Below are 19,264 nucleotides of genomic sequence, written 5' to 3' on the forward strand. Positions count from 1 at the left end.
ACGACCGATTTACGACCCGGTCGGCGGCGTGAGGTGTTTGTAGAAGAAGCTGCAGTCCTCCAGGGAGCCGTCCGGGTCGGCGGCATAGGCCGGGACGATGCCGTAGCGGGTCCAGCCCTCGGCGCCGTAGACCCGCTCGGCGGGGCTGCCGGTGCGGGTGTCCAGGAGCAGGAGGGTGACCCCGGCGGCGGTGGCGGCGGCTTCGGCGGTGGCCAGGAGGGCGCGGGCGATGCCCTGGCCCCGGGCCTCGCGATGGACGATCAGTTTGAGGATCTCGGCCCGGTGACGGCCGTTGGGCTTCCGGGAGAAGGCCAGGCCGACGGTGCCGGTGATGCCGCCGGTGTCGTGGCAGACCCAGACGGCCAGGCTGCCGTCGGCCACCGCCGGGGTCTGCGTCTGCCACCAGCTCGCGGCGGTCTCCTGGTCGAAGGGGGCCAGGAAACCCATGGAGGCACCGTCGTCGACGGCGTCGACCAGGAGCTCGGCCAGGCCCTTGACGGTGTCGGGGAAGTCGGCGGCGGTCAGGCGGTCGATGCGGTGTGGTGCGGGCACGGGTGCTTCATCTTTCCAGGGGGTGGGGGTGGGGGTCTCGCGGTGCCGCGGTGCCGCTACGGCAGGACGACCATCAGCGCGTAGCGCACCGGATCGGGGCCCACACAGCGGAATCGCGAGCTTCCCCACAGCCGGAACCGCAGACAGTCCCCCGCCCCGAGCTCGTACGCCTGGCCGTTGGCCGTGATCTCCACCGCGCCCTCCAGAACCCAGATGTGCTGCTCGACGCCCGGGACCGGTGGTCCGTCGTACGCGATGTCCGCGCCCGGGCGCAGCGTGCCCTCGACCACCTCGCCGCGCAGCCCCGCATGCGGCGGGGACACCGAGCGGCGGGCGAATCCCGAGGTCTCGTCCCGCCACACCGGCTGCGCGGCGGCGCGCACCACCTGGGGCGGCTCCGCCTCCACCTCGGCCAGCAGTCGCGACATCGTGCGCTCGTAGGCCGTGCACAACGTGTTGAGCAGGGCGGCGGTCGGGCTGATCTCGCCGCGTTCAAGACGGGACAGCGTCGAACGGCTGATGCCCGTCCGGCGCGCCAACTCGTCCAGCGACCAGCCTCGTTCCACGCGCAAGTCGCCGAGGCGGGTGGCCAGACGGGCCTCCAGCGGTTCGACGATCTCCGGATCTCTCATATGCGAGAAGATATCCCAGAAATGAGAGATGGCCACCACCCGGAGGGAATCCGGGCGGTGACCAAGGGGTGACCCTGATGGTTTTCGCCGGTGTTGACAGCGTTTGACATTGTTTGGAGGTGCTGGACGGTGCTGGGCGGTCAGATGCTGATGAGGCGCTCCAGCACATTGCGGTAGCCCCGCATCGCCAGGCGCAGCTCTTCCGTCTCCGAGATGACCGCGTCATTCTCATGCCAGGCGGCACGGAGCGTGCCGCGGCGTTCGGCCAGGAGATCGGCGAGCCGGGTGGCCACGTCCCCGAGCAGGGCATCGGCCTCCTCGACGGCGCCGCGTGGGGAGTCGACGAAGCCGCTGACCGCGTACCGCAGCCGCTGGGCCAGCATGTCGTGCTCGCTGGTCGGCAGCACGGGGAAGCTGGGGCCGTCCGGGGTGTTCGGCTGCTCGGCGGACGACCCGGACGGTCCGGACCCCCCGGACGGCTGCCGCGTCGTCGGCTTCGTTCCGTTCGACGGCTGCGAACCGTTGGACGGCTGCGATCCGTTCGACGGCCGCGTACCGTTCGTCGGCATCGGCGAGTGCCAGGACGTCATCGGATCCGCCGCTTCCCTGTTGTCCCTGTTGCCCACCCCCTGGGACAGCGGCGCCACGTCATGCTTCTCCAGTCCATGGCGCCGCCGGCCGTCGTGCTCCGCCGGGTCGATCGGATCCGTCACCACGCGCCGCCCTTCCTGGTGTGGCCGAACCGCGTATGGCCCGTCCCGGCCCTGGTTCCGGATCCGGTACCGGTCCCGGGCAGCCACCGGCGGAGTCCGCTTCCGCTCCGCCGCTCGCCGTAGGGCTGGTGTGCGGTTTCGGGGCGGGTCGTGGCGCCGTGGTGCGGGGGCCTGACCAGGTCCTCGAAGAACGGCCGGGCGTGCACGATGGCCTCGCGCAGCTCCTCGGTGTCCGCGCGCCCCTCGCGGGCGAGGCCGGACGTGTCATGGATCTGCCGGTAGCCCTGAACGTGCTCGGCGTGGTGCACGGACAGCGCCGCGACCTGCTCCTCGTAACGGTCCGACGGATAGCCGCGGTCGTGGGCGAGGCGGGCCAGCAGCCGATCGGCGCTGGTCACCGCGCGCTCCGGAGACTCGATGAACATCTCCTGCACGGCCGCCCACTCGGCCACGTACCGCTCGCGCAGCTCACCGGGCAGGGGCAGGGTCCTCAAGTCGCCGTACAGCCGCAGTCGTTCGTCCAGCTCCCGCTGCGCCGCCTTGGAGTCGCCCGCGTGCTGGGCGACGTTCAGTTCGTACTCGGGCCCGAAGCGGCGTCGCAGAGCGCGTTCCCTACGGCCGGCGCCGGCACGGACGACGCGGATGATGAGCGCGGCCGCGAGGACGACCGCGACGACAACCACGATGCTGATGACAGCAGTTGACATGGTCTGCTTCTGCCTTCCCGCTCGCTTCCCCCTCCGCGTTCGGGGGCTCCTCTCTTCGGGTAGCCCGGTCTTCGGCCCTCAAACTGCGGTGCGTGAGGCGGGCGCTGGGTGCCAGGATGCCGACCATGACGAGTACGCCACGTGCCCAGGACGGTTCACGCGCCTGGGCCTCCCCCGCGATGGAGCCGACGAGTGGCTGGACGATCGCCGCGCGGCACGTCGACGATCCGGCCTCGGCCCTGCTGCTGCGCGAGTATCTCGTCGATGTCGCGGACCGCTACTACCAGCTTCACGAGGAACGGGACTCGACCCCGGAGGAGATCGAGCAGGCGCTCGCGGAGATGCCCAGCGACGATCTCGCCCCGCCGCAGGGGGTCTTCCTGCTGGCACATCACGACGGCGAACTCGCCGGTTGTGCGGGGGTGCGGCTGATGGACGGGCGTACGGCGGGGCTCAAGCGTGCGGCGGAGCTCAAGCGGGTGTACGTACGGCCCGCCAAGCGGGGGTTGGGCGGCGGCGCCGCGCTGCTCGCGGCCGTCGAGACGGCGGCCGGCGAACTGGGCGCCGAGCGGATCGCGCTCGACACCCGGCTCGACCTGGTCGAGGCTCGCGCGCTGTACGCCCGGCACGGGTACCGGGAGGTGCCGCCCTTCACGAAGGGGCCGTACGCCGAGGTCTGGATGGCCAAGGAGCTGGGCTGAGGCCCCGACGCCCCCGCGGTCAGGGCGTGCGCGGCGGCGGTGGGCGGCGGTGGTCGGGGCCGGGCGTTCCGTCTCTCGGCTGTTCCGCGTCGCAGCCGCACAGCTCATGCGTCAGCTCGTCCACCAGCTCGCTCAGGTCGGTCGGGCGGCCGGGTGCCCACCAGTCGCCCAGGAGTTCCGCGAGGGATGCCTCGCGGGCCCGGTAGAGCCTGATCGCGACCTCGCGGCCCTCATCCGTCAGGATCAGGTCCAGTCCGTAGCGGCGGCCCAGGCCCCGCTCCTCGATCTGCCGGGCCGCCTCGGTGATGACCCGCAGCGGTACGGGCGAGCGCTCGGCGAGCATCGCGGGTTCGACCGAGCCGTAGTGCTGGATGCGCAGCAGCATCCAGCTCGCGGCCGGTCCGAGGTCGAGGCCGGCGCGTCGGGTGATGTCGACGTAGATCTTCCGGCGGCCCTCCCGGCTGCCGAGCAGGGACAGGGCCCGGGCGCACTCGTCGCGCGAGGAGCGCTGGACGGGGTTGCTGGCCAGTATTTCGCTGCCGTCGGGCGCGGTGACGCTGCCGCGCAGCGGCTCCTCCCGGAGGTACCAGGCGAGGAGGAAGGCGAGCAGCACGACCGGCACCGCGTACAGGAAGACGTCGGTGATGGAGACGGCGAACGCGTGCCGCACCGCCGCCCGGTCCACCGGGGGCAGCCGGCCGAGGCTGCGGGGGTCGGAGGTGAGGGCGCCGGGGGTGATACCGGGGGGCAGGCGTCGTCCGGCGAGGGCGTCGGCGATATGGGGGCCGAGGTTGTTGGCGAAGATCGTGCCGAAGACGGAGACGCCGAACGAGGCGCCGATCGAGCGGAAGAACGTCGCGCCGGAGGTGGCGACGCCCAGGTCCCGATAGCTGACGGAGTTCTGCACGATCAGCACCAGCACCTGGATGACCAGGCCGAGACCGCAGCCGAAGACGAAGAAGTACGCGCTCATCTCCGCCACCCCGCTGGACTCCCGTAGCTGGTGCAGGAGCAGCAGGCCGATGGCGGTGATCGCGGTGCCCAGGACCGGGAAGACCTTGTAGCGGCCGGTGCGGCTGACCAGATGGCCGGAGACGGTGGAGGACAGGAGCGTGCCGAGGACCAGGGGCAGCAGGTGGAGGCCGGACGTGGTCGGGGAGACGCCCTGCACGATCTGGAGGAAGGTCGGCAGATAGGTCATGCTGCCGAACATCGCGAAGCCGACGATGAAGCCTATGACCGCGCAGAGCGTGAAGGTGCGGCTGCGGAAGAGGGTGAGCGGCAGCACCGGCTCGGCCGCGCGGAACTCCACCCGTACGAAGGCCGCCAGCAGCGCCATACCGGCCACCGCGAGCCCGATGATCTGCCAGGACCCCCAGCCGAAGGTGACCCCGCCGAGGGAGGTCATCAGCACCAGCGCGGCGGCGACCGCGGCGATCAGGAAGGTGCCGAGGTAGTCGATGGTGTGCGAGGTGCGGCGCACCGGGATCTGCAGCACGGAGGCGACGACGAGGAGGGCGACGATGCCGACGGGCAGGTTGATGTAGAAGACCCAGCGCCAGCTCAGATGGTCGACGAACACCCCGCCCAGCAGCGGCCCCAGCACACTGGCGGCGCTGAAGACGGCACCGAAGAGGCCCTGGTAGCGGCCGCGGTCACGGGGCGGGACGATATCGCCGACGATCGCCATCGACAGGACCATGAGGCCGCCGCCGCCCAGCCCCTGCAGCGCGCGGAAGACGATGAGTTCCGCCATGTTCCCGGCGATCCCGCACAGCGCGGAGCCGATCAGGAAGATGACGATCGCGGTCTGGAAGAGCCTCTTGCGGCCGTACTGGTCGCCGAGCTTGCCCCACAGCGGGGTGGCCGCGGTCGAGGCGAGCAGATACGCGGTGACGACCCAGGACAGATGCTCCAGGCCGCCGAGATCGCTGACGATCGTGGGCAGCGCGGTGGAGACGATCGTCTGATCGAGCGCGGCGAGCAGCATGCCGAGCAGCAGGGCGCCGATGGCCACCAGGACCGTGCGCCGCGGCCGGCCCTCTCGCGGGCCGGGAGCCACGGCGTCGGGGGCTCCTGGCGCCGGAGCCGGGCTGCCGCCGTCCCGAGCCATGGCGACTCCTCCTCGCTCCTCCGTTCCCTCTTCATCCTCACCCCATCCTCACCTTTATGCCCTGTTACGGCCCGCCGTGCCGGTCCGCACGGCGGGCGAACACCTGCGCGGAAGGGGATCGGATGCGCATAATCGCTGCGAACTCCAGGGAGGGAAAGTTCCGTGACGGCAGAGTCCTGCCCGCACTGCTTCGCACCGGCGCGCGCCAACGGCCGCCCGGGCTGTACGTGTGCCGAACGCGCCGCCGCGTCCACCGCGGCGGCAGGCGAGACCGACGACCAGACCCAGCCGCAGCCGCAGCCGCAGCCGTATGTGACGCTCTCGGAGGAGCGCCCGGGCGGGCCCGATCCGCGTGATCTGCGTCTCTTCGAGGAGGCGGAGAGAAACAAGGCGGAGAAGGAGGAGGCGGAGCAGGGGGACATCGACGAGACGCGGGTGATCGACCGCGTCGAGGAGAGACCCGGCGGGGGCGAGGCGGACGGCGACGTCCTCGCCGACGGAGGCGCACCGGGAGAGGAGCCCGGCCCCGCCCGGCACCGTAAGAGCAAGCGCAAGGTCGTGGCGGCCGTGCTCGCGGGGGCGGCGGCCGTGGCCGTGGCCGGTTCGCTGGCGGTCGGCACCGGTCTGCTCGGCGGTGACCACAAGGAGGACGGCGGCGGCGGCGCGAGCGACCGCACGCTGGCCGACAGCACCGCCAGCGCCCCGGTCGAGGAGGAGCCGCCGGCCGCGGAGGGCAGCCCGTCGTCCGGCACCCCGTCGTCGAGTGCCACGCCGCGCCCGTCCGCGTCCGGCTCGGCGAGCGCGAGCGCGTCCCCGAGCGAGACGGGCCCCTCGGCCACCGCCCGCCCCTCGGCATCGGGCTCCGCGACCGGCTCGGCGACGAAGCCCGGGCCGACCGCCTCCGGCGGTCCGACCTCCGCCCCGTCCGATCCCCCTGGACCCACCGGCCCGCCGGCGCTGCGCGAGGGCGACAGCGGGCCGGAGGTGGCCGAGCTGCAGAAGCGGCTGTCCCAGCTACTGCTGTACATCGGCGCGGCGGACGGGGACTACGACGCCGGGGTGCGGAGGGTGGTCTCCAGCTACCAGGACCAGCACGACATCACGGGCGACCCGGATGGTGTCTACGGCGAGAACACCCGCCGCGACCTCGAATCCAGAACCAGAGAGCCATAGAGACGAGCCGTGGGGGCACCCCCCCTGGCGCATACGGGCCACGCTTTGTATCGTGAAGGAACAAAGTGGTTCCGCCCGCTTCCCCTGACCGGCGGGCGGAGCCGCTTGTGTTCTTACCGCGCTCGCGCCCAGGAGTCCCGATGTCGCTCACCGCCCGCGCGCTCCTCCTCGACATGGACGGCACCCTGGTCAACTCCGACGCCGTCGTCGAGCGCTGCTGGCGGCGGTGGGCGGCCGAGCAGGGGCTGGACGCGGAGAGCGTGCTCCAGATCGTCCACGGGCGGCAGGGCCACGCGACGATGGCGGTACTCCTCCCCGACCGGCCGGTCGAGCAGAACCTGGCCGACAACCAGCGGATGCTGGAGTGGGAGACCACGGATCTCGACGGCGTCGTGCCGGTGCCCGGCGCGCCCGCCTTCATGGCCTCGCTGGCCGGCCTTCCGCACGCCTTGGTGACCTCCGCCGACAAGGGACTCGCCGGCGCGCGGATGGGCGCCGCCGGGCTCACGATGCCGGAGGTGCGGGTCACCGCGGAGTGCGTCGGCGCGAGCAAGCCGGACCCGGAGGGCTTCCTCAAGGGCGCGGCCGAGCTGGGCTTCACCCCCGCCGACTGTGTCGTCTTCGAGGACTCGGAGGTCGGCATCGCGGCGGGCCGGGCGGCCGGGATGCGGGTCGTCGGCGTCGGACCGCGCGCCGCGGCGCACGCCCCGGACGCCCATGTGCGGGACCTGGAGCAGGTGCGGGTCGAGGCGCTGCCCGACGGCACGCTGCGGCTGCACATCTCCGGCTGAGTGCCGCTCCGGCTGAGTGCCGGGATGCTCACTCCCCTGGACGTCTCGGGCCCCTTGCCGCCTGCTCCGCGGGCGTCTTGGGCCGAGCGCCGGGACTCACGCCCCGGCGTCTCGGGCTGAGCACCACGCCACGCCCTCGGCTTCTCGGGCTCAGCGCCGCGCCGCCCCGCGCGGCCCGGGCACCCCGGGAGCCACGCCCCGGACAGCCTGGCGGCCCCGGGGCGCCCGGGCGCGCCAGTCGCGGGCCCGGGCGCGTTGCCCGCTCAGCTCGCGATGGCCTCGTACAGGCTGAATCCGCCCAGCGCCAGCATCACCAGCGCCGCGATCTTGGTGATCAGCCGGAGCGGTACGTACCGCATCAGGGTGCGGCCGCCCACGATGCCCAGCCCCGCGACGGCCCACAGCGCCAGCACCGCGCCCACGCCCACCGACAGCGGGTCGTCGTAGCGGGCGGCGAGGTTGGCGGTCATGATCTGGGTCAGATCGCCGAACTCGGCGACCAGGATCAGCATGAAGCCCGCGCCGGACACCTTCCAGAAGCTCTGGTCGGCGGGCTTGCGGACCTCCTCCTCCCCGTCGTCCTTCTTGAAGAGCAGCATCGCCGCTCCCGCGAGGAAGAGCACCCCCACGATCGCCTGCAGCAGCCGGTGCGGCAGCAGGGTGAGGACACTGCCCGCCGCGATGGCGAGCCCGACGTGAAGGGCGAAGGCCGCGGCCACGCCGACGAAGACGTACGAGGCGCGGTAGCGGGTGCCGAGCATCAGCCCGGCCAGGGCGGTCTTGTCGGGAAGTTCGGCGAGGAAGACGACGCCGAAGACCACGGCGGCGACGGTGATGCTGAACACGGAATGGATACCTCGTAGATCGGGCCGCGCCCAAGGGCCCCGGGAAGGGATCGCTTCGGCACGGCAGCGTCGGACACTGCGGCCGAAGGTCTCGCTGGCGCACGGCCTCCGCGTCACGCGGTGGATCCGTACGCTCCGGGCGCCGGCCCGCACCTCGAGGGGCGGGCAGTATGTCGACGGTCCGGCGAGGAGCTACTCCCCTTCTGCTGACGACAAGGATACGGGAAACCTCCGGCGCGCCCCCGCCCGGGCCACCGGCTCCCGGCCCCACCGCGTCCGCCGCGATCAGCTCCGTGATCAGCACGAACGGCCGCCCCGCGCCTGGCGACACGGATGACGCGCCGCCCGGCGGCCTCCCACCGAAGCCGCCGGGAAGTGTGACCAGCCCCACAGTCCGGGGCCGCCGGCGGACGATCTCTCGCGAGGCGCCCGGTCCGGCAGCCCGACGCGAGTGCCGCCCCCACGCCTCGCCGCGGCGCGCGCCGCAGTGCTCGGGCGCGCGCCGCGATGCCGACACGGCCGACGGCGGCCGACAGCGGCCGACCGCGGCCGGACAGCGGCCGGACAGCGGCCGACGGCGGCCGACAGCAAAGCGGCAAGCACCCACCCCGCCCGCCGCGTTGACCGGCGGCACACGCCCACCGCCGCGCGGGCGGGCGCGCACACCACGCGGCCACGGCGCGGCCAACGCGCGGCGCGCGACCGCCGCGCCGGATCGCATGCGTGGCCCCAACCGCGTCCCGGAACCCCTTGCGTTGACATGACCGCGTCGTCACTCTGTTACCTGGCGCCCGCCCCACGGAAACCCGGCGTCGCAAGCATGGCCGGGCACCAGCGGCCAACGCCCCCCCACCCTCAAGGGAGTTCGCATGTCAGACATGCACCGTCATCCCACTCGCCGTCGCGTCTACGCGCGTCGCGCCTCCGTCTTCGGCGGGTTCGTCGCCCTGCTGGGCACGATTGTCATGAGCGGGCCCACCGCCCAGGCTTCCCCGCCCACCCCGCCGAGCGCCGCCACCGCCCGCACCCAGCTCGCCTCGCTGACCGTCAAGACCGAGGGCACCACCGACGGTTACAGCCGCGACAAGTTCCCGCACTGGATCACCCAGAGCGGCTCCTGCGACACCCGCGAGGAGGTCCTCAAGCGCGACGGCACCAATGTGCAGACCGACTCGAGCTGCAAGGCCACCAGCGGCTCCTGGTACTCCGAGTACGACGGCGAGACCTGGACCGCCTCCGGCGACGTGGACATCGACCACATGGTCCCGCTCGCCGAGGCGTGGAAGTCCGGCGCCAACAGCTGGACCACCGCCCAGCGCCAGGCCTTCGCCAACGACCTGACGCACTCCCAGCTCATCGCCGTGACGGACAACGTCAACCAGTCCAAGAGCGACCAGGACCCCGGCGAGTGGCTGCCGCCCCGGACCGCCTACCACTGCATGTACGCCCGCATGTGGGTCTCGGTGAAGTACACATACAAGCTCAGCCTCGACTCGGCCGAGAAGTCCGCGCTCAGCGGCATCCTCAACGGCTGCTGAGACGGCATCCCGACCGGCACACCGCCGGGTGGAACCGCCGCACCTCCTCCGTCGTTCCGTACCGTACGCATGACGAGCACATCGGAGAACGACGGAGGAGGTCCGGATGGCCGGGCTGCGCCTGGGACCACTACTGCGCCAGGTCGACTGGGAGACCGGCACCGGCGCGACCGTCTGGGTCGAGGCCGACCGGGCCTGTGAGGCCGAGGTGCGGTGCGCCGACGGCGCGGGCGGCACCGCCCGCACCTGGCAGATCGCCGGCCACCACTACGCCCTGATCCCGGTCACCGGGCTGCGGCCGGGCGCGGAGACCGCCTACCGGGTGCTGCTCGGCGGTGAGCAGGTCTGGCCGCTGCCCGACTCCCCCTTCCCCGACAGCACCATCCGCACCCCCGCCCCGGGGACGGACGCGCCCGTACGCGTGGCCTTCGGCTCCTGCCGGTGGGCCGCGCCGCCGTCCGACGCCTCGCACGACCCCGTCGGGCCCGACGCACTGGACACCCTCGCGCAGGCGCTGGCCGGCGCCCCCGAGCGCCCGCGCCCCGATGTGCTGGTGCTGCTGGGCGACCAGGTGTACGCGGACGAGACCTCCGCCGAGACCCGCCGCTGGCTGGCCACCCGCCGCGATCTGAGCGAGCCGCCGGGCGAGCAGGTCGCGGACTACGAGGAGTACACCCGCCTCTACTACGAGTCCTGGCTGGATCCCGAGGTGCGCTGGTTGCTCTCCACCGTCCCGAGCTGCATGATCTTCGACGACCACGATGTCATCGACGACTGGAACACCAGCGAGGCGTGGCAGCGCCGGATGCGCGCCACCCCGTGGTGGCGGGAGCGGATACTGAGCGGCCTGATGTCCTACTGGGTCCATCAGCACCTGGGCAACCTCTCCCCCACCGAACTGGCCGCCGACCCGCTCTACGCGCAGGTGCGCACGGCCGAGGACGGCACCGAGGCGCTGCGGGAGTTCGCCACCCGCGCCGACGCCGATCCGTCGTACACCCGCTGGAGCTACCGCCGCGACTTCGGCCGCACCCGGCTGCTGATGGTCGACACGCGCGCGGCGCGGGTGCTGGAGGAGGGCCGGCGGGCGATGCTGAGCGAGAAGGAGTTCGCCTGGGTGCGCGAACAGGCCATGGACGGCGCGGGCGGTGTGCCCGGCCACCCCGGCCAGGAACGGCCCGGGGCCCCCGGTCAGGAACAGCCCGGGGCCTTCGGCGGCTATGACCATCTGCTGCTCGGCACCTCGCTGCCCTGGCTGCTGCCGCATTTCGTGCATGACGTGGAGGCGTGGAACGCCTCGGTCTGCGGCGGCAGACGCGGTGGGCGCTGGGCGCGGATCGCCGAGGACCTGCGGCAGCGCGGCGATCTGGAGCACTGGGCGGCGTTCCCCGAGTCCTTCGACGCGCTCACCGACACCATCGCCGCAGTGGGCGGCGCGCCGGGGGCACCGGCCACGATCAGTGTGCTCTCCGGCGATGTGCACCACGCCTATGTCGCCGCGCCGGACTGGTCGCGGTGGTCGTCCCGGCCGCCCCGCAGCCAGGTGCGGCAGTTGACCTGCTCGCCGGTCCACAACAGCATCTACGCCTCGATACGGCTCGGCTTCCGCTTCGGCTGGAGCGCGGCCGGCCGCGCCCTGGGCCGGCTCTTCCGGCGCCATGGGCGGGTGCCCGGCTCCCGCCTGACGTGGCACAAGACGGGCGGGCCCTGGTTCGGCAACCAGCTCATGACGCTGACCCTCCAGGGCCGCGGCGCCCATCTGCGGCTGGACCAGGCGCGGTCGGACGCCTCGGGCGGCGCGGCCCGGCTGGTGACGGCCCTGGAGACGGACTGGGCCGGGTAGTCGGTCCCTTGGGTACCGTTCCGTGCCGTACGTCACGTGATACAGCCCACAACGGAGCGGTACGTTCCGGAGACCAGGTCGATTCGTGTGGAGCGAGCGGCATGATGGGCGCGCATCCTGCGTCACATCTGCACCGGGAGACACGACCTTGGCCGGAGACCCTCACGCGATAGCCGTCGTCGGCGCCGGGCCGCGCGGCACCAGCGTGCTGGAGCGCCTGTGCGCCTCGGCCCCGGAACTGGCGCCCGGCACGCCGCTGACGGTGCACCTGGTGGACCCTTCGCCGCCCGGTGCGGGACGGGTGTGGCGCACCGCCCAGCCGGCCGAGTTGCTGATGAACACCGTGGCCTCGCAGGTGACCTTGTTCACCGACGCCAGCGTCGAATGCGGCGGACCGGTGCGGCCCGGGCCGAGCCTGTACGAATGGGTCGCGGCGCACGGTCTTGCGCCCGGTCTCGGCCCGGACGACTATCCGAGCCGCGCGCTCTACGGCCGCTATCTGGAGTGGGTGTTCGGCGAGGTGGTGCGGGGCGCGCCGAAGACCGTGACCGTCCGGACGCACCGGGCCCGCGCCGTACGGCTGGAGGAACGGGCCGACGGCGAGCAGGTGCTGACGCTGGACGACGGGAGCCGCGTGGAGGGGCTGCGCGCGGTCGTCCTGGCGCAGGGCCATCTGCCGGCGGCCACCGACGCCACGGAGCGGCGGTACGCGGCCCACGCGGAGCGGCACGGGCTGCGCTACTACCCGCCCGCCAACCCCGCCGATGTCGACTTGTCGCCCATCGCGCCGGGCGAACCGGTGCTGCTGCGCGGTCTCGGCCTCAACTTCTTCGACCATATGGCGCTGCTGACGGCGGGCCGGGGCGGCACGTTCGCACCGCATCCGCGCGGCGGTCTGGTCTACCGGCCCTCGGGGCGCGAGCCACGGCTGTACGCGGGGTCGCGGCGCGGCATCCCGTACCACGCGCGGGGCGACAACGGGAAGGGTCCGTGCGGCCGGCACACCCCGCTGCTGCTGACCCCCGATGTGCTCGGCCACTTCCGCAAGCGCGCGGACTCCGGCGATCCACCGGACTTCCTCGCCGAGATATGGCCACTGGTCGCCAAGGAGGCCGAGACGGTCTACTACGAGGCGCTGCTGGCCCTCCGCGCACCCGATACCCGCGCCCCGGCGGCCCCGGAAGCCTCCGGGACCGAGCCCGGCTCCCCCGCCCCGTTCACCTCACCACGCTTCAGGAGTCACTTTTTGGCCACCGAGCACTGCAGCCCCGAAGAGGCCGCCGTGCTCAGGGCGTACGGCATACCGGACGCGGAGCGCTGGTCGTGGGACGCGGTCTCCCAGCCGTATCGCGGACGCCACTTCACGGGGCGTGACGAGTTCCGGCGGTGGCTGCTGACCTACGCCCACCGGGATGTGGCGCACGCCCGGCTGGGCAATGTCGAGGGCCCGGTCAAGGCGGCCCTCGACGTGCTGCGCGACCTCCGCAACGAGGTGCGGCAGATCGTCGACCACGGCGGGCTGACGGGGGCGTCCCGCCGGGCCCATCTGGACCGCTGGTACACCCCGCTGAACGCCTTTCTCTCGATCGGCCCGCCGCGCCGCCGGATCGAGGAGATGGCCGCGCTGATCGAGGCGGGCGTCCTGGAGGTCCTCGGCCCACGGCTCGAAGTGACCTTGGAAAGCCCGGACACCGGGGCCGAAGGCGCTGGTTTCGCCGCACGGTCGGCCGAGGTGCCGGGCCCGCCGGTGGTGGCCACGACCCTGATCGAAGCACGGCTGCCGGAGCCGGATGTGCGCCGGACCGCCGATGAGTTGCTGATCCATCTGCTGGAGACCGGGCAGGGCCGCCCGCATCGCGTGGAGGGTTACGAGACCGGCGGGCTCGATGTCACCACCGCCCCGTACCGGCTGGTGGACGCCCATGGCCGCCCGCATCCGCGGCGGTTCGCCATCGGGGTGCCGACCGAGGGGGTCCACTGGGTGACGGCCGCGGGCGCGCGGCCGGGCGTGAACTCCGTCACCCTCTGCGACACGGACGCGGTAGCACGTGCGGCGCTGCGCGTGGCGCAGACGGGAGACACCCTGCAGGAAGGTGTCCCGATGTGCGCGGCGGGGCTCTGAAGAGCGGCTTTTCGGGTGCCTTGAAGGGGGCTCCGGGGCACCGACATTGGCAGGAACTTGAACTTGCAACAAAAGGTGAGGGGAACCTAACCTGGCGTTCCGCTGTTCCCTGTCCCCAGGAGCAAGGAGCTCCCCTCCCATGCCTTCTTCCCCCACCCCCCGCACCCTCGGCGAGGCGCTCGATGGCGCCAGGCCGTACGTTCTCTCCCTCTTCCGCATCGTCGTCGGACTGCTCTTCTTCTGCCACGGCGCCTCGTCGCTGCTCGGCTGGTTCGGCGGCATGATGGGCACCGGCAAGACCGTCGAGGCCGGCACCTGGCCGGGCTGGTACGCGGCGGTGATCCAGCTCGTCGGCGGCGCCCTCGTGATGCTCGGCGTCGGCAGCCGCACCGCGGCGTTCATCTCCTCGGGCTCGATGGCCTACGCGTACTTCCATGAGCACCAGCCCGAGAAGCTGTGGCCCATCCAGAACGGCGGCGAGGCCGCCGCGATGTTCTGCTGGGCACTGCTGCTGCTCGTCTTCACCGGCCCCGGCCCCTGGGCGCTGGACCGGATATTCGGCTCGGCCCGCGGGAACGAGGCGGCGCCCGAAACGCAACGCGAGCCATCGACTGTCGGATAGGCGTCACTTCTCCGCATTCGACCGACATCCAGCACCACCTGACCGATCACGCCATGCAGGGTCGAACGCCCTGCATGGCGTGATTCGAACAACCTCATGACGCCCCTTACCGTTATCCTCGTCAGTCACAGGCGTACGCTGTATGGCTGTTACAGGCTGACGCCTGCCGCTTCCCGGCGACATGCGCAGCGGGGGGACCGGGATCGGGAGTAGAACGTTGTTGGAACATCTGGGGTCGCTGACCAACACCCCATGGATCTATGCGGTGATCGGGGCGTCCGTCCTGCTCGATGTCTTCCTGCCCGTCCTGCCCAGCGGAGTTCTGGTCATCACCGCCGCCACCGCGGCCGCCGGCACCACCGTTGACGCCGTCGGCGTGGTGCGCCAGGCCGGCGCCGCCGACTTCCCCGCCATGTTCGGGCTGATGCTGTGCGCCGCGACCGCCTCCGTCCTCGGCGACATGGTGGCCTACCGGCTGGCCTGGCGCGGCAGCGACCGGCTCGACCGCGCCATCGCCCGCTCCCGCCGACTCACCTCCGCACAGGAGAAGTTGGGCACCGCGCTGGTGCGCGGCGGCGGTCCGCTCGTGGTGATAGCCCGCTTCGCGCCCGCGGGACGCTCGGTCGTCAGCCTGAGCGCGGGCGCGGCCCACCGGAGGGTGAAGGAATTCCTGCCGTGGTCCGCGGTGGCCGGGCTCGCCTGGGCTGCGTACAGCGTGGCCCTCGGCTATATCGGCGGCCAGTGGCTCGGCGCCACCTGGCTGGGCACGGCGGTCTCGGTGCTCGCGCTCTTCGCGGCGGGCTCCGGCGCGGCGTATGTGATGAAGCGTCCGGGCGCGGAGACGGCCGGACCGCTCCCCGCGGCACCCGCCGGGCAGCCCCTGCCCCCGGTCCACCAGGCGCGATAGGGCCGTGTCGGCGACCGATTACGGATCGGCCCGCGAGACCCGCTACCGTCCCTGCATGCGTACCCCTTCCGTACCGCCTCCGGCATGCTGACCCGCGCCGCCGGGCTGGTCGCGGCGTTCGTCGCCGGGCTCGCACTGGTCGTCGCCGCGGTGCTCGTCGTACGGCATCTCACCGCGCCCTCGGAACCGGAGCTTCCGGTGGTACCCGAGGCCCGGCGCCCCATCGTGGAGTCGGCGGTGCGCGCCTGCACCCCGCTGAGCGTGCCGCTGCTGGCCGCCCAGATCGACGCGGAGAGCGGCTGGCGTCCGGACGCGGACTCCGGGCACGCCCAGGGGATTTCGCAGTTCGCCCCGGTCACCTGGAAGGAATGGGGCCAGGACGGCGACGGCGACGGCAAGGCCAATGTCTGGGAGCCCCGCGACGCCATCCCCTCGCAGGCCCGCTACATGTGCCATCTGTACGAGGTGGTCAAGGTGGTCCCGGGCAGCAAGACCACGCTCGGGGCGACCCGGCTCGCGCTCGCGGCGTACAACGCGGGGCCGAACGCGGTGCTTCGGGCCCGCGGCATCCCGAAGATCCTCGAGACGCAGGACTACGTCGACAAGATCTTGAAGGATCTGCTGCCCAAGTACCGGGAGAGCGAGGAGAAGTACCAGCGGAGCGAGGCGAAGCACACCAGCAGTGCCTCCGCCTCGCCGTCCGGCTCGTCTTCCACCTCGCCCTCCACCGATCCGTCCGCGACCGCCCCCGGCGCCTCACCGTCGGCTACGCGTCGGCCGTGATGAAGTCCTCCACCGCCCGCACGAGTTCCTGTGGAGTCTCATCGGCGGGGTAGTGCCCGGCATACTCCAGCTCCACCAGCTCGGCGTTGACGTACCAGCGCAGCCAGGTCTGCCGCATCACCTCCGCCGTGAGCGCCGGATCGTGGGCGCCGACCACGATCCGGACCGGCACCTGGGCGCCGGCTATGTCCTCGTGGAAGTCCTCCAGCGCCCACGAATCCAGCCAGGCGCGGAGCGCCTTGGGCTCGCTGTGCTCCAGTGAGTGGCGCACCATCAGGTCCAGCCAGGCGGCCGGGTGGCGGCCACCGGTGGTGAGGTCGATGATGGTCCGCCGGTTCTCCGGGTGGTCGGCGGCGGCCGCGAACAGCTGCCACTGCTCGCCCTCCATCGGCACTCCGCTGGCCGGCACCGGCGCGACCCCGACCAGCCGGCGGACCCGCTGCGGGGCGGCCGCCAGGACGCGCTGGACGACGGCCCCGCCCATCGAGTGGCCGACGAGCGAGAACCGCTCCCAGCCGAGGTGATCGGCGAGCGCGAGCAGATCCTTCCCGGCCTCGCCGGTGGTGTACGCGCCGGGGATGTCGCGCGCCTCGCCGTAGCCGCGCAGATCGGGCAGAACATAGGTGAACCCGCGCCGGTCGACATGCGGCAGCATCGCGGCGTACGCGGCACGGTCCGAGAACCAGCCGTGCACCGCCATCACATGGTGCGGCCCGTCGCCGACGGTCTCATACGGTGGAACGAGGGGTGGAACGATCGGTCCCATGGCACCTCCGGTCCCAGTCGAATACGGGCGACGCGGCGCGTGCCCGTGGGGCTCAACGGTGACGTCTCCCGCAGAGGTGGGCAAGCCCGATGCGCATATGCGTGCCCGCGATACGACCCGTGGAGGGGCCGTATCGCGGGCATATGGTCGTCCGTGGGGCGGGGGGTTCTAGGGGTAGTTCACGAGATTCGCCACATTATTGCCGGAATTGGACGGCCCGCCCGTGTTGTTGATGACGTGGCTGATGGTGCCGGTGCCGCCGAGGGACACGGTGACCATGTGGTGGAAGCGGACACCCGGGGTGTCGGGGACCTCGAAGGCGCGGGCCGCGACGACACCGGGATTGACGTTGAAGTAGCAGTAGCTGCCCAGCCCCCACGCCTCATGGCTGGTGACGTTCGGCCCCACCTTGTAGGCGGCGTAGCCCTGGGTGTTCCCGTTCATCCAGGCGCTCTGGTCGGGCGGGTCGTAGGGCATTTCGTTCTGGTAGAAGTAGGTCCGGCCGCCGTTGCCGTTCCAGATCGTCTGGTACTGCTGATAGTGCTCGACGAACAGGCCGTACATGGTGACGTCGGCACCGTTCACGATCAGGCCGTTGGCGGCGGTGTTGGTGTTCCAGCCGACGCCGTCACCGTGGTCGGCCCGCCAGATCCACAGATGGTCGCCGATCACATTCGAGCTGTTGACCACCAGGCTCTTGGACGCCTTGCCGACCCCGGCCCCGCCGACCCGGAAGAACACATCGTGCAGGGACGTCGGATTGGCCGCGTGCTTGCCGCTCGCACCGCTCGGCCCCACCTCCATCAGGGAGGCGGAATTCACCGTACCGGCGTCGAACAGCAGCCCCGCCACCTTGACCCCGTCGACATCGGCGACCGTCATCGCGGTCACACCGTTGTCGGGGACGAGGGTGGCGAGCCCGAGGCCGAGGACGACCGTGTCGGGCCGGGTCACCTTCAGGGTCTCGCCGAGGTGGTAGACGCCCGGGGTGAACAGCAGATGCTTGCCCTGGGCGAGCGCGGCGTTGATGGCCGACGCGGAGACCCCCGGCTTGGCGATGAAGAACTGGTCGATGGGCAGCGACGAACCCGCCGGAGCGCCACCGGCCCACGTGGTGCCCTGGGAATTCGACCGCAGCGAGGGCACGAAGACCTTGTAGGCGCCCGCCTGGTCGACGTAGAGGAAGGGCTTCTCGCGGACGGTCGGGGTCTGGTTCACCACTGTGTAGGGCGGGTTGGGGAAGTTCCCCGAGGGCGCGTTGAGGGCCCCGACGAACACCATGTTCCAGTTGGATCCGGACCAGCTTCCCCACTGGGTGTTCCGCGAGAGCCACTGCTGCTGCGATCCGGAGCGCACCTGGCCGTCGATCTTCGTATCGGCCATGAACCCGCCGCTCGACCAGCCCCCGTCATCGAGCTGCAGCGAACCGCGGACATGCATCCGGCGGTACGGCGCGGCCTGGGACACCGCCCATCGGTCGGTGCCCGAGGAAGGGGTGACCGACAGATTCTCCGCACCGCGCCAGAAGTTCTGGGTCGCGTTCCCCTGGAACCAGTCGGCCTCGGCGTGCACCGCGCCGTTGATGGTCACATCGTCCGGCGACATCCCCAGGCCCAGCACCTGCGTATAGAAGCCCACATTGACGTCGGCGCTGTACGTGCCCGGCTTGAAGAGCACCGCATAACGGTTGGAGCCGAACTGGCTCCGCTCCTGCTGCTGGAAGATGGAGTTCAGACGGCCCTGAATGGTCGACGCGGGCATCGTCGGATCGAAGACGGCGACGTTCGGGCCGAGGTCGGGTCCGTCGCCCGGCTGCTCGGGCGCGGCGGCCACCTGGAAGGACTGGGCGGCGCTGCCGTTGCAGGTGTACTGGGTGAGCTGCACCCCGTCCTGAGTGGAGGCACTGGGCACATCGAGGCATTTGCCGCTGTGCCGGTTGACGAAGTGATACGCCCCGCCGCCCTCGTCCACGGCGCGCCACTGCTGATTGTCGCCGCCGCCGTAGGTCCACAGCTGGACGGGGGCGCCGTCGGCCGTGGACACATCCGTCACGTCCCACGCCTGGGCGGCGTCGTTGCGGTTGTCGACGCGGACATAGCCGTCGCCCGTGTCCTCGAACTTCCAGAGCTGGGCGGCGGAGTTGTTGCAGGCGTACTGCTGAACGGCGGTGCCGTTCACCGTCGCCGCGCCCCGCGCGTCCACGCACTTGCCGCTGCCCTTGTTGACGGCGGTGGCCCAGCCCGTCGGCAGGGCCTCGGCCTCGGCACTCGCCCCGGGCGCCGTCGCCAGCGTGCCGCACACCGCGGTGAGCAGCGCGAAGACTGCCAGCAGGGCTGCTCTCGGGGATCTGGAGGATCCGGCGGATCTTGGGGGTCTGGAGCGTCTCGCGCATCGTGCCGGTTCTCGCATCACGGAAGCCTCTCCTCATGGGGTGGGGAAGAGCGCCCCGGTGCGGT

At 71.9% G+C, this 19,264-nt stretch carries 17 protein-coding genes; 9 read left to right on the forward strand and 8 right to left on the reverse strand.

Annotation, left to right across the window (positions count from 1 at the left end):
* Window positions 1-9: 9 nt before the first annotated feature.
* The 4 genes from BLV72_RS08810 to BLV72_RS08825 all read right to left on the reverse strand — a co-directional run bounded on the left by BLV72_RS08810 (window position 10) and on the right by BLV72_RS08825 (window position 2,604).
* Window positions 10-552 carry a GNAT family N-acetyltransferase gene (locus tag BLV72_RS08810; RefSeq protein WP_093461394.1) on the reverse strand — a complete coding sequence of 181 codons (543 nt, stop codon included), beginning with the start codon at window positions 550-552 and terminating at the stop codon, window positions 10-12.
* A gap of 56 nt (window positions 553-608) precedes the next feature.
* Window positions 609-1,184 carry a helix-turn-helix domain-containing protein gene (locus BLV72_RS08815; RefSeq protein WP_093470260.1) on the reverse strand — a complete coding sequence of 192 codons (576 nt, stop codon included), beginning with the start codon at window positions 1,182-1,184 and terminating at the stop codon, window positions 609-611.
* Between the two features lie 140 nt (window positions 1,185-1,324).
* Window positions 1,325-1,900, reverse strand: coding sequence for a hypothetical protein (locus tag BLV72_RS08820; RefSeq protein ID WP_093461396.1), 576 nt, complete (start codon window positions 1,898-1,900; stop codon window positions 1,325-1,327).
* Entirely contained in the window at window positions 1,894-2,604 is a 711-nt protein-coding gene (locus tag BLV72_RS08825) for a hypothetical protein (RefSeq protein ID WP_093461397.1), read from the reverse strand. Before BLV72_RS08825 ends, BLV72_RS08820 begins: the two co-directional genes overlap by 7 nt.
* A gap of 125 nt (window positions 2,605-2,729) precedes the next feature.
* Here BLV72_RS08825 and BLV72_RS08830 point away from each other — a divergent pair, with 125 nt between their 5' ends.
* Window positions 2,730-3,305 (forward strand): GNAT family N-acetyltransferase, encoded by a 576-nt coding sequence (locus BLV72_RS08830; protein WP_208905592.1) that lies wholly within the window; start codon window positions 2,730-2,732, stop codon window positions 3,303-3,305.
* 19 nt (window positions 3,306-3,324) lie between these two features.
* On the opposite strand, the gene BLV72_RS08835 is transcribed toward BLV72_RS08830, so the two are convergent.
* Window positions 3,325-5,418, reverse strand: a complete 2,094-nt coding sequence (locus tag BLV72_RS08835) for an MDR family MFS transporter (RefSeq protein WP_093461400.1) — start codon at window positions 5,416-5,418, stop codon at window positions 3,325-3,327.
* Between the two features lie 162 nt (window positions 5,419-5,580).
* Between BLV72_RS08835 and BLV72_RS08840 the strand changes: the two genes are divergently transcribed.
* Both BLV72_RS08840 and BLV72_RS08845 read left to right on the forward strand, forming a co-directional pair.
* On the forward strand, window positions 5,581-6,591 hold the full coding sequence (locus tag BLV72_RS08840) for a peptidoglycan-binding domain-containing protein (protein WP_093461402.1): 1,011 nt from the start codon (window positions 5,581-5,583) through the stop codon (window positions 6,589-6,591).
* 140 nt (window positions 6,592-6,731) lie between these two features.
* Entirely contained in the window at window positions 6,732-7,382 is a 651-nt protein-coding gene (locus BLV72_RS08845) for an HAD-IA family hydrolase (protein ID WP_093461403.1), read from the forward strand.
* Window positions 7,383-7,645: 263 nt separating this feature from the next.
* On the opposite strand, the gene BLV72_RS08850 is transcribed toward BLV72_RS08845, so the two are convergent.
* Entirely contained in the window at window positions 7,646-8,227 is a 582-nt protein-coding gene (locus BLV72_RS08850; protein ID WP_093461405.1) for a TMEM165/GDT1 family protein, read from the reverse strand.
* 869 nt (window positions 8,228-9,096) lie between these two features.
* Between BLV72_RS08850 and BLV72_RS08855 the strand changes: the two genes are divergently transcribed.
* The 6 genes from BLV72_RS08855 (at window position 9,097) to BLV72_RS08880 (ending at window position 16,042) form a co-directional block, all read left to right on the forward strand.
* Window positions 9,097-9,765, forward strand: a complete 669-nt coding sequence (locus tag BLV72_RS08855; RefSeq protein ID WP_208905593.1) for an HNH endonuclease family protein — start codon at window positions 9,097-9,099, stop codon at window positions 9,763-9,765.
* A gap of 106 nt (window positions 9,766-9,871) precedes the next feature.
* On the forward strand, window positions 9,872-11,608 hold the full coding sequence (locus BLV72_RS08860) for an alkaline phosphatase D family protein (RefSeq protein WP_093461408.1): 1,737 nt from the start codon (window positions 9,872-9,874) through the stop codon (window positions 11,606-11,608).
* 148 nt (window positions 11,609-11,756) lie between these two features.
* Window positions 11,757-13,730, forward strand: a complete 1,974-nt coding sequence (locus tag BLV72_RS08865) for an FAD/NAD(P)-binding protein (protein WP_093461409.1) — start codon at window positions 11,757-11,759, stop codon at window positions 13,728-13,730.
* A gap of 139 nt (window positions 13,731-13,869) precedes the next feature.
* Window positions 13,870-14,352, forward strand: coding sequence for a DoxX family protein (locus BLV72_RS08870; RefSeq protein ID WP_093461411.1), 483 nt, complete (start codon window positions 13,870-13,872; stop codon window positions 14,350-14,352).
* Window positions 14,353-14,569: 217 nt separating this feature from the next.
* A complete protein-coding gene (locus tag BLV72_RS08875) occupies window positions 14,570-15,259 on the forward strand; it encodes a DedA family protein (RefSeq protein WP_093461412.1) in 690 nt (229 codons plus the stop codon).
* An 84-nt stretch (window positions 15,260-15,343) separates the two neighbouring features.
* The gene (locus BLV72_RS08880; protein WP_093461414.1) at window positions 15,344-16,042 is read left to right on the forward strand and encodes a lytic transglycosylase domain-containing protein; all 699 of its coding nucleotides are present in this window, start codon (window positions 15,344-15,346) and stop codon (window positions 16,040-16,042) included.
* On the opposite strand, the gene BLV72_RS08885 is transcribed toward BLV72_RS08880, so the two are convergent.
* On the reverse strand, window positions 16,026-16,808 hold the full coding sequence (locus BLV72_RS08885; protein ID WP_093461415.1) for an alpha/beta fold hydrolase: 783 nt from the start codon (window positions 16,806-16,808) through the stop codon (window positions 16,026-16,028). The genes BLV72_RS08880 and BLV72_RS08885 overlap by 17 nt on opposite strands.
* Window positions 16,809-16,976: 168 nt before the next feature.
* Window positions 16,977-19,217 (reverse strand): RICIN domain-containing protein, encoded by a 2,241-nt coding sequence (locus tag BLV72_RS08890; protein ID WP_425288360.1) that lies wholly within the window; start codon window positions 19,215-19,217, stop codon window positions 16,977-16,979.
* Between the last annotated feature and the right edge of the window lie 47 nt (window positions 19,218-19,264).

The sequence above is a fragment of the Streptomyces melanosporofaciens genome (assembly GCF_900105695.1).
Classification (GTDB): Bacteria; Actinomycetota; Actinomycetes; order Streptomycetales; family Streptomycetaceae; genus Streptomyces; species Streptomyces antimycoticus.

Coding starts and splice junctions, on each gene's coding strand:
- BLV72_RS08815 (WP_093470260.1), bottom strand. CDS start 1,184: ATGAGAGATCCGGAGATCGTCGAACCGCTGGAGGCCCGTCTGGCCACC.
- BLV72_RS08825 (WP_093461397.1), bottom strand. CDS start 2,604: ATGTCAACTGCTGTCATCAGCATCGTGGTTGTCGTCGCGGTCGTCCTC.
- BLV72_RS08830 (WP_208905592.1), top strand. CDS start 2,730: ATGACGAGTACGCCACGTGCCCAGGACGGTTCACGCGCCTGGGCCTCC.
- BLV72_RS08835 (WP_093461400.1), bottom strand. CDS start 5,418: ATGGCTCGGGACGGCGGCAGCCCGGCTCCGGCGCCAGGAGCCCCCGAC.
- BLV72_RS08845 (WP_093461403.1), top strand. CDS start 6,732: ATGTCGCTCACCGCCCGCGCGCTCCTCCTCGACATGGACGGCACCCTG.
- BLV72_RS08855 (WP_208905593.1), top strand. CDS start 9,097: ATGTCAGACATGCACCGTCATCCCACTCGCCGTCGCGTCTACGCGCGT.
- BLV72_RS08860 (WP_093461408.1), top strand. CDS start 9,872: ATGGCCGGGCTGCGCCTGGGACCACTACTGCGCCAGGTCGACTGGGAG.
- BLV72_RS08870 (WP_093461411.1), top strand. CDS start 13,870: ATGCCTTCTTCCCCCACCCCCCGCACCCTCGGCGAGGCGCTCGATGGC.
- BLV72_RS08880 (WP_093461414.1), top strand. CDS start 15,344: ATGCTGACCCGCGCCGCCGGGCTGGTCGCGGCGTTCGTCGCCGGGCTC.
- BLV72_RS08885 (WP_093461415.1), bottom strand. CDS start 16,808: ATGGGACCGATCGTTCCACCCCTCGTTCCACCGTATGAGACCGTCGGC.
- BLV72_RS08890 (WP_425288360.1), bottom strand. CDS start 19,217: ATGCGAGAACCGGCACGATGCGCGAGACGCTCCAGACCCCCAAGATCC.